The organism is Kitasatospora sp. MBT63 (assembly GCF_000710465.2).
In the GTDB taxonomy this organism is placed as follows: Bacteria; Actinomycetota; Actinomycetes; order Streptomycetales; family Streptomycetaceae; genus Kitasatospora.
The window spans coordinates 1-9,729 of sequence record NZ_JAIZ01000016.1; the positions used below are offsets into that span (position 1 = coordinate 1).

Here is a 9,729-nt window from a genome sequence, read left to right on the forward strand (position 1 = left end):
CCCCCGCTCCCGCCCGTGCTCCCGCCCGTGGGAACGTCGGGCGCCGCGGGACGGCCGCCCCAGCTGCCCGGCTCGGTGGCGGTGCCCAGCCACCCGGCGATCATCGGCTCCTCTGCGACCACCCGGCCCAGCACCATGGCCAGCGTCAGCGCCGCGAACAGCACGATCAGCCAGGACAGCGAGGTGAACACCACCCCGTACGGGCCGAACTTCTGCACACTGCGGCTCATCGCGCCCGGCAGGTACACCTGTGCGCCGATCCCGACCAGCCCCTGGGTCACCCCGCAGAGCAGTGCACCGGGCAACAGGGGGTACCAGCGGACGCGGCTGAGCAGCAGCAGGTGCTGCGTCCACCACCACAGCGCCGAACCGGCCAGCAGGGCCAGCGGCAGGCCCAGCACGGGGCCGACCCCGAAGCCCTTCCGGATCGGCACCTCGAACACCAGGAACACCAGCCAGACGGCCAGCCAGACCAGCCAACGCCAGACCGCCAGCCGGGCCCGGGCCCGCGGCATCTCCCAACAGCGCTCGCAGACCCGCTGGAGGGCCCGGCTGAGTGCGGTGGCGGACAGCAGGGTGACCAGCGCACCGAAGACGCCGAAGCTCTGCGTCACGTCGTCGTGGCTGGTCGACAGCAACCGCTGCACCTGCTGCTGCGCGGGGCCCTGCAGCCCGAGGTGGTCGCGGAGCGAGTTGGTCACGCCGTCGCGGACCGTGGCCGGGGCGAACACGGCCACCACGAACAGCGCGGGCAGCGCGCTGAGGAAGGCCTGGGCGGCCAGCCGGGTCGCGTTGTCCAGCAGGTTCACCCGGATGAGCTGCGCCGCTGTCCGGCCCACCAGCGGGATCCGCTCGGGTGCCGTCTTCGCATGGTCGGAGAGCCGGGCAGCACGGACCCTGGTCCGCGCCCAGCGCCCCGGCCCGGTCTCCGGAGGCGGGGTGCCGGCCGCATCGGGTCCGGCGGGTCCAGCGGGTCCAGCGGGTCCGGTGGGGTCACCGGGGTCGCCGGGCTCAGCGGGGCCGACGGGCTCCGGGGGTCCGACAGGCTCCCCGGTAGCGCCGGGCTCAGCGGGCTCAGCGGGGTCGCCGGGGCTGCCGCGACCGCCGCTCGGCGGGTCTGTCACGGGCACCTCCCGGAGAAGGTCGATGCCTCATGGTCGCCCGCGCCCAGCACCCCCGCACCCGGACCCGCCCGGTGAGCCCTGATCCGCCACGCCCGTGCCGCTCTCCAGAACGCGTCCGCAGACGGCTGCGGGCCCGGGCGCCTCGCGGCGGCCCGGGCCCGTCAGTGATCCACGTCCACGTCCACGTCGGTGCGGCGGACGTCAGCCCTTCTTGGCCGTGAGCTTCTCGACCCGCGCCTTGACGCCCCAGGCGGTGACCCGCCAGAGCGCCTCGACCACGATGTTGCGGCTCATCTTCGACGCGCCGTGCTCACGCTCGACGAAGGTGATCGGGACCTCGGCGACCTTGAAGCCGCTCTTGACGGCACGCCAGGCGAGGTCGACCTGGAAGCAGTACCCCTGGGAGGCGACCTGGTCCATGCCGAGGCCGAGCAGGGTCTCCTTGCGGAACGCCCGGTACCCGCCGGTGACGTCCTTGATCGGGACGTCCAGCATCAGCCGGGAGTAGAGGGAGCCGCCGCGCGAGAGCATCAGCCGGGACTTCGGCCAGTTCACCACCGCGCCGCCCGGCACCCAGCGCGAGCCGAGCACCAGGTCGGCGCCGCGCAGCGCGGTCAGCAGCCGGTGCAGCTCCTCGGGCTGGTGCGAGCCGTCGGCGTCCATCTCGACCAGGACGTCGTAGCCGTGGTCGATGCCCCAGTCGAAGCCCGCGAGGTAGGCGGCGCCGAGGCCCTCCTTGCCCTTGCGGTGCATCACGTGGACGTTGCCGTCCTCGGCCGCCATCTTGTCGGCGAGCTCACCGGTGCCGTCCGGGCTGTTGTCGTCCGCCACCAGCACGTGAACCTCGGGGACGGCCTCGCGGACCCGGGAGACGATCCGCTCGACGTTCTCGGCCTCGTTGTAGGTCGGGATGATCACCAGCACCTTGCCGAGATCGGCGAAGGTGCTCTCCTGGGCGGCAGTCACGTCTGTGCCTTTCACTGTGCTGTGGCGCGTCGGCCTGTCTGGCCTGCACGTCGGCTACCGGCGGCTGCCTACCCGCAGCCACACTGTCAGTCCGCGAACACGTCGGACCTCGGTCGGGTGAATACTGCCCGGAGCGCCCTGGTTCGGTCCACCGAGAGGCTCCGTAGCGGCGCATCACCCGTGCCGATGGTAACGAGCGACACCCGGCCTCGTTTCCGTGTACCCCGCAGGAACTGTTGTGCACCTGCCGGAGGCCGGACCTCGCGGGCCGTCCGTCCGGGCGGCCGACGCATCTCGAAGACGGCGACCCCGGAGCCCGATGATAGGCGACCGCCGCCGCCCGACGGCCTGCGGCCCCGGTGGGACCACCGGGATACGGCCACCGCGACCCGCCCGCGGACGCTCCCGGACCGCAGTCCCAACGGGGGAGATCTTCGGAGGCGGCATCCGCTAGTCTGTCATGGTCGGTCGCCCAACCTGGTTGGCGGCCTTCTTCAGCCTCAGTAGCTCAGGGGATAGAGCACGGCTCTCCTAAAGCCGGTGTCGCAGGTTCGAATCCTGCCTGGGGCACAGAGAAGCACCAAGGCCGCTGGCCCCTCCCCGCCCCACAGGGCAGAGGGGCCAGCGGCGTTCTGGCGGGCCGTCGGGCCCGGCGGCCCGGCGGGGTGAGGTCCGTCAGTTCTCGTCGGGCCGGTGGAGGGCCCGGGCCTGGGACAGCCAGTCGGCGAAGAGTGCGGGGTCGATGTCGGACGGCGTACGGAGCTTGAGGCCGGCCATCCGCTGGGCGCCCGGTTCGAGCCGGCCCGAGGGGTCGGTGAGCTCCTGGCCGCGCCAGAAGCCGAAGGTCACGTGAGCGGTGTACGCCTTGAGATAGCAGACGGGGTCCTTGCCGGGGGGCGCCGCCCAGGCTCCAGACCGGGTGGCCGTGCCAGAGGCCCCCCGCGCCGGGTGCGGTGGCCTCGATGAGGGGCAGGAGCGCGTCGGTGATCTCGCGCTGCGCGGCCGGCAGGGCGGCGAGGTACTCGTCGAGGGTGGCGAACTTGGCCATGGTGGGACGTCCTCCGCGGTGCTGTGGTCGGTGCTGTTCTCACCGGTACGTCGATCGGCGCGATGTGACAGGGAATGCCTTCCCGTGCACCACGACGGGACCCCCTGCCGTGGCGTCGGCTGCGGCCTGGCAGGCTGGCCCGGGCGATCGGTCGGGTGATCGGTCGGCCGACCGGTGGTGCTGCCGAAGGGGGACTCGATGGGAACGGCTGGGGAGTTGCGGGGAACGGACGGCCGCGAGCCGGTGGAGCTGGTGATCTTCGACTGTGACGGTGTGCTGGTCGACAGCGAGCCCATCGCCGTCCGGGTGCACGTCGCACTGGGCGCGGAGTTCGGCTGGCCGCTGACCGAGGGCGAGGTGATCGAGGAGTTCGTGGGGCGCTCCTCCGCCTCGATCGGGGAGAAGATCGGGGCCCGGCTCGGCGCCGCCACGGCCACGGCCTGGGATGCGCGCTTCCGGGACCTCCACCGCGAGGCCGTGGACGCGGAACTGCGGGCGGTCGACGGCATCGCGGAGGCGTTGGACGGACTCGCGGTGCCGTACTGCGTGGCCTCCAGCGGCGACCACGAGAAGATGCGGCACACGCTCGGCCGGACCGGCCTGTACCGGAGGTTCGCCGGCCGGATCTTCAGCGCCACCGAGGTGGCCAGGGGCAAGCCGGCCCCCGACCTGTTCCTGCACGCCGCCGAGCGGCTCGGGGTGGCGGCGGAGCGGTGCGCGGTCGTCGAGGACAGCGAGCCCGGCGTCCGGGCCGCCCGGGCCGCGGGGATGCGGTCCTTCGGCTATGCGGGCGGCGTCACGCCCGCCCATCGGCTGGCGGGGCCGGGGACGGTGGTCTTCGAGGACATGCGGGCGCTCCCGGGGCTGCTGACCGGCTCCTAGCGGCGCCCGAAGCCGCCGCTGCCGCGAGCGTCCGCCGGCGCATGCGAACTGGCGGTGGGCCGGTGGCGCCCGTGCGGTCAGCGGCGGTGGCGGCCGCTGGTGCCGGTGCCGGAGGCGGCGGGTGCGGGGGCCGGGTAGGGGATCCGCAGCTTGCGGGCGAGCGGGGCGACGGCCTCGCCCGCGCCGAGCGGCCGGGCGAAGAGGAAGAGCGAGACCAGTACGGCCGCCGATCCGGCCATCATGCCCACCAGGTTCCCGAACAGGCCGATGCCGAACCAGCCGGCGATCCAGTGCGCGGCGACCGCACCCGGGACGCACGCCAGCAGGATCGCCAGGTGCAGACCGATCACCCGGCCGCCCTCCAGACCACTGGTGGCCTTGCCCCGGCGGGTGTTCAGGACGAGTGTCGCGTCCGGCGCGGCCTCGGGCTCGGCCGCCGCCGGCGCGGACCGCAGTCGGCGGCCCAGTGCCCAGCCGGTGATGGCCACGCTCACCAGGCAGGCGATCGTCTGCGCGGTGGCCATCCCGATGATGATCCAGCGCGGGTCGAGCAGCCAGAACGCGACGCAGGACAGGCCGGCATTGGTACCGGTGCTCACCACCGTCAGCCAGAACGGCGTCCGGGCGTCGCCCAGTGCGTAGAACCCGCGGGCCAGCGCGTACTGGGCGCAGAAGGCGGGCAGGCCGATCGCGAAGGCGATCAGTACCTGGGCGATCACCCAGGTGTCGGCCGGACCGGCCTTGCCGTGGCCGTACGCGATGGCCGTGATCTGCGAGGCCAGCACCACGAACAGCACGGTGATCGGGATGATCATCGCGGCGGACGAGCGCAGCATGCCCGACAGGTCGGAACCCACCCGGCTGTACTGGCCGGCGGTCGCGGCCCGGGTCATCCCGGGGAGCAGGGCGGTCACCAGCGAGATGGTGATGACGCCCTGCGGGACGACGAACAGCTGATAGGCGTTGGTGTAGGCGATGTTGCCGAGGCCGACGTGGAGTCCGGCCTTCCCGGCGAGGTCGCCGGCCCGTGCGGTCAGCTGGCTGATCACCGCGAACGACAGCTGGGTCACCACGACCAGCAGCAGCGCCCAGCCGGCCGAGCGCAGGGGCTTGCCGAGGCCGGCGCCGCGCCAGTCGAAGCGGGGGTGCCAGCGGAAGCCCGAACTGCGCAGGGACGGCAGTAGGCCGACGGCCTGGATCACGATGCCCAGCGTGCTGCCGAGTCCGAGCAGCATGGCGTCGGCCGAGGTGACGGCGCCGACGTCGCGGGCGTTGCTGCCGACCACCATGTAGAGGCCGAAGACGCCGATGGCGACCAGGTTGTTCAGGACCGGGGTCCACATCATCGCGCCGAACCGGTCGCGGGAGTTGAGCACCTGGCCGAACAGGGTGAAGACCCCGTAGAAGAAGATCTGCGGCAGGCAGTAGCGGGCGAAGGTGATGGTCAGGTCGCGCTTCACGCCGGGCGGATAACCGGAGTACGCGTCCGCGATGACCGGGGCGGCGAACCAGGCGGCGACGGTCAGGACGCCGAGGGCGACCGCGCAGATCGTGAGCAGCCGGTCGGTGTAGGCGACGCCGCCGTCCTTGTGGGTCTGCGCGGCGTGCACCAGCTCCGGGACGAAGACCGATGCCAGCACACCGCCCATGAGCATCATGTAGACGACGTTCGGCAGGGAGTTCGCGATGTTGAAGGAGTCGCCGAGCTCACCCACGCCGAGGGCGGCGACGATCATCGCGCTGCGGACGAATCCGAGTGCGCGCGAGGCCATGGTGCCCAGGGCCATGATCAGACCGTTACGGCCCGCGGAGGCCGCGGGCTTCGCCGGAGCCTGGGCCGGGGGTGCAGTCTGTGGCGGGACCGAGGGTGCGCCGGGCGGCGCAGCGGGCATCGGCGGCACGGGCGCGGAGTACTGCGCCGGGATCCGCAGGGCCATGGTGGGCGGGTCGATGTACGCGTTCGGGTCGGAGGACCCGTCCGTCGTGTGCATGGTCATCAGACCCCCGTCACTCGGTGCCTGGGTGGTGGTGCCGCGAGGCGGCTCCGCGACACCCGTCCGGCGAAACGTCGGTGTACGGAGTCGACCTGTCGGACAAGGCCGGCCAGGTCCACCTCGGACCAGGCCTCCCCGTGTCGGGCGCTGATATGCACCCCAGCCGGAGAAGTCTGCCTCACATCGGCACCCTCTGGGGAGCCGAGTGCATGTGGCGATACTCGCCACGGGCCCGGTGACCCTGCGGAGTTGCACCCCAGGTGGTCGGGATTGCGGGCGATTGGTCCGATTTGAGGGGGTATTGGCGGTAGAGCCCTCGGCCTGTTTGTTGGGTGAAGCACCGTTTCGCCCCCTGTGGGCATCCCTCGTTCGAGGGTGTGATCTTCCTCACTGGGTGTCAGGGGTCCCCCTCCCAGGGGTCCTCCCCGTCCGGGTCCGTGACGTGGCGGGACGGCGGCGTCGGTGCCCGGGCCGACCGGACCCGCGGTCTGGTCTGCCAGTCCACCCGGTGGGAGTCCCGGAGCAGGCCCCCGGGGTGCAGGAGTTCCAGCACCGCCGTGACCGCCCCCAGGACCACCGCGGCGCCGAGCCAGCCGGCCAGCACGTCACTCGGCCGGTGCGTGCCGAGCGCGATCCCGGTGAAGCCGACCGTGGCCACCGCCAGCGTCGCGGCCGAGCCGGCCGCCACCCGCCCGGCCCGGGTCGCCCGGGGCCACAGCAGCGCGGCCAGGGCGGTGCAGGTGATCAGCGCGGCCATCGCCCGGCCGGACGGGTAGCCGGGGCCGGCGGCCTGCGCGACCGGATCGGTGAAGTGCGGGCGGGGCCGGGCGATCGTCCACTGTGCCGTCCGGCCGGCGGCCCAGCCGACCAGTGCCAGCGCCGCCGCCCATCCGGCCAGGGTCCGGGCCCCGAGCCGGAGCAGCCAGACGGCGGCCAGGCCGAGCAGGACCCGCATGGTGGCGGGGCCGCCCAGATCGTCCATGGTCCGGACGGAGGCCGTCCACACGGTGTGCCGACGGGCGTACGAGTGCAGCGCATTCACCGATGCGCGGTCCAGGCCCGCCAGCGGGCCCCCGGGGGTGGCGGTGAGGACGGTGAGGAGGGCGAACAGTGCGGCAGCTCCGACCGCCACCCCGGCACAACGGGCGAGGTTCCGACGTTGTGTCTGGTGAAGGAGGTCGGGCGACTGCAGCTGCATGTCCGTCCCTTTCCCTTCCGGGCCGGTGATTCCGGCGCCGGGCGAGTAGCGATTCGGCATCATTTGCCCGCAGTTGGCGTCGCCGCCGGTGTGGGCCGGCCTCCGAGCCGGGTGCACAGATCGATCGCAGTGAGCGCCCAACGCGTCACCCTGGGTCAGGAGTCGAGGGAAAAACGGGCAGCATACTGCATGTCGGGGGAAAATCTGAGTCAGTTGGGAATGTTGTCCGATTTCTGTGCGTTGGATCGTTACGTGTGAGCCTCGGTGAGGCCCGCACCTCTTTGAGCCCGTGGATCTTCCCCGTGGGATCTCCAGAGGATCTCGCTGCACCGATCCGCCCATGACCGGCGCAGTCGCAGGCAGACCCGGCAACACCAGCAAGGGAGCAAGCATGGCCACCCGTGCCGTCGTTCGCGACAGGGCCGACCGGACTCGCTCGGCCCGCCCGACCAATTTCGAGGCCGACCGCGACCTTGTCGGCATGTACCTGGACGAGATCGCCAGGACGCCCCTGCTCGACGCCGCAGAAGAGGTCGAGCTCTCGCTCCGGATCGAGGCCGGGGTGTACGCCCAGCACCTGCTGGAGGAAGACCGGCTCCCCAAGGGCGTGACCCGGGAGGAGCTGGAGTTCATAGCCGAGGACGCCGAGCGCGCCAAGGACGTCTTCATCCGGTCCAATCTGCGGCTGGTGGTCGCGGTGGCCCGCCGCTACCCGCGCAGCGGCCTGCCACTGCTGGACCTCATCCAGGAGGGCAACGCGGGGCTCGTCCGGGCCGTCGAGAAGTTCGACTACTCGAAGGGGTTCAAGTTCTCCACGTACGCGACGTGGTGGATCCGGCAGGCGATCACCCGGTCGATCGCCGACCAGTCCCGGACCATCCGGCTCCCCGTCCACCTGGTCGAGGAACTCGGCCGGATTCGGCGGGTCCAGCGCGAGAAGGCCAAGGAGCTCGGGCGTGAGCCGGAGCCGGCCGAGGTCGCCGTCGAGCTGGACATCAGCGAGCAGCGGGTCAAGGACGTGCTCGACTGGGCCCGTGACCCGGTGAGCCTGAACATGTCGGTCGACGACGAGGGCGAGACCCAGTTCGGCGACCTGGTGGAGGACACCGGCGCGGTCTCGCCGGAGGACGCCGTGATGGTGATGCTCCGCCGCGAGGAGCTGGACACCCTGATCGACCGGCTGGACGACCGGACGGCGTCGATCATCCGGTCCCGGTACGGCATGGAGGACGGTCGCGAGCGGACGCTCACGGAGGTGGGCAAGCAGCACGGCCTGACCCGCGAGCGCATCCGGCAGATCGAGAAGCACGCGCTGGCCGAGCTCAAGAAGATCGCGGACCACGCGGGCTTCGAAGCCGCCTGACCGAGCGGGCAGGCGGGGACGCAGGCGAGCGGGGAAGCGGTTGAGGGCCCCGGTACGGCCACGGCTGTACCGGGGCCGACTCCTGCGGCGCCCGGGCCCGACCGGGGGCGGGTCGGCACGGCCTACGCTTGAACGCGCAGGGACACCACGGGAGGCAGCGGACGATGGGTGAGCAGGACAAGGACCAGGACCGGAACCGGGCGGGCGCCCGGGACGGTGGTCGGGGACAGGAACCGCGGACCCCGGCGGCCAAGGCGAAGCTGGTCTTCGCGGACCCGCTGGAGCGGCAGACCAGCGACGACACCGATCAGGGCTGGGGAGAGCGTCCCGGTGGCGGAGAGGGCAGCGGGCGAGGGCTCGACTGGTACCTGAGCCAGCGGCCGCCCCACCACGGGGACTGACCGGCGGAGTCGGGCGACCGGGGGACCTCGCACTACGGGCGACCGGTCGCGACCGGTCGCGGACGGTACGGGGACAGGAGCGGGGACGGAGCGGCGGACCCCGGAGCTGCGGCGGCGCCGAAGGTCAGCGCTGGTCGACCAGGGCGCCCCGGATCTCGGTGAGCAGGACGATCGGTCACGGGTGAACGCCTGGCTGTCCGGCTGCCCGGTCGACGGTCGCGACGGGTCACCCCGTGGGCGCGCCACTCCGCGTACAGATCGCCGGACCTGCCGCTGCCGGCCCCGGCGGCGGGCCGTGCCGTAGGGGCCCGGCGGTGAGGGCCGTGGCCGCCGCCAGCAGGCCGACGGCCAGGATGCCCGGCCGGAGTCGTACCGCCTGCCGGAGCCGGTGGCGGCTTCCGACGCCGCGCCGGATCGGCGGGAAGTCGGGGACCTCCTGTCGCGGAGGCACCTCGGGCGCGGGAGGCGGGGGAGCGGAGTGCCGGGCCGGGTGCGGGGCGAGGCGGGCCTGGAGGTTGGTGGTGAGGTGGGCTGCCGTGGTCATGGTCGGGCACCGCCTTCGAGGCTGGATCGGTACCGGCCCGCGGCCGGGCCTGCGGAACTCAGCCTGCGTCCACGCCGGATCCCTGGGAATGCCCCGGCGAATTCCTGTGGACAACCCCGCCCTGTGGATAACTTCCATCCCCCGTGGGGGTGAGCCGAGGGGATGCGTTGACGCCGCTGACGACCGCCCCGCCCCGCGCCCCCGGCCCC

Annotated in this window: 8 protein-coding genes and 1 tRNA gene; 4 read left to right on the top strand and 5 right to left on the bottom strand. The window is 72.7% G+C overall.

Annotated features, from left to right (window positions below; all coding sequences use genetic code 11):
• Both AA75_RS01175 and AA75_RS01180 read right to left on the bottom strand, forming a co-directional pair.
• Positions 1–839: YhjD/YihY/BrkB family envelope integrity protein (locus AA75_RS01175; RefSeq protein ID WP_233288869.1), on the bottom strand; the 839-nt coding region annotated here is incomplete at its 3' end.
• Positions 840–1,325: 486 nt separating this feature from the next.
• Entirely contained in the window at positions 1,326–2,090 is a 765-nt protein-coding gene (locus tag AA75_RS01180; protein WP_033817768.1) for a polyprenol monophosphomannose synthase, read from the bottom strand.
• A gap of 497 nt (positions 2,091–2,587) precedes the next feature.
• On the opposite strand from AA75_RS01180, the gene AA75_RS01185 reads away from it, so the two are divergent.
• Positions 2,588–2,660 (top strand) — tRNA-Arg (locus AA75_RS01185).
• Positions 2,661–2,765: 105 nt separating this feature from the next.
• Here the strand turns inward: AA75_RS01185 and AA75_RS53380 are convergent.
• Positions 2,766–3,434, bottom strand: a complete 669-nt coding sequence (locus tag AA75_RS53380) for a DUF1801 domain-containing protein (RefSeq protein WP_255369482.1) — start codon at positions 3,432–3,434, stop codon at positions 2,766–2,768.
• On the opposite strand from AA75_RS53380, the gene AA75_RS01195 reads away from it, so the two are divergent.
• Positions 3,337–4,020, top strand: a complete 684-nt coding sequence (locus AA75_RS01195; protein ID WP_051811527.1) for an HAD family phosphatase — start codon at positions 3,337–3,339, stop codon at positions 4,018–4,020. The two genes, AA75_RS53380 and AA75_RS01195, sit on opposite strands and share 98 nt — an antisense overlap.
• A gap of 77 nt (positions 4,021–4,097) precedes the next feature.
• On the opposite strand, the gene murJ is transcribed toward AA75_RS01195, so the two are convergent.
• Together murJ and AA75_RS48915 are read right to left on the bottom strand one after the other, a co-directional pair.
• Complete coding sequence (gene murJ, locus AA75_RS01200) at positions 4,098–6,017, bottom strand: murein biosynthesis integral membrane protein MurJ (protein ID WP_063794258.1); 1,920 nt, start codon at positions 6,015–6,017, stop codon at positions 4,098–4,100.
• A gap of 394 nt (positions 6,018–6,411) precedes the next feature.
• Positions 6,412–7,212: a phosphatase PAP2 family protein gene (locus AA75_RS48915; protein ID WP_158515424.1), complete on the bottom strand. Its 801-nt coding sequence runs from the start codon at positions 7,210–7,212 to the stop codon at positions 6,412–6,414.
• Between the two features lie 391 nt (positions 7,213–7,603).
• Between AA75_RS48915 and AA75_RS01210 the strand changes: the two genes are divergently transcribed.
• Both AA75_RS01210 and AA75_RS01215 read left to right on the top strand, forming a co-directional pair.
• Complete coding sequence (locus tag AA75_RS01210) at positions 7,604–8,575, top strand: RNA polymerase sigma factor RpoD/SigA (protein WP_033817770.1); 972 nt, start codon at positions 7,604–7,606, stop codon at positions 8,573–8,575.
• Between the two features lie 164 nt (positions 8,576–8,739).
• Positions 8,740–8,976 carry a hypothetical protein gene (locus AA75_RS01215; RefSeq protein WP_033817771.1) on the top strand — a complete coding sequence of 79 codons (237 nt, stop codon included), beginning with the start codon at positions 8,740–8,742 and terminating at the stop codon, positions 8,974–8,976.
• Positions 8,977–9,729: the final 753 nt, after the last annotated feature.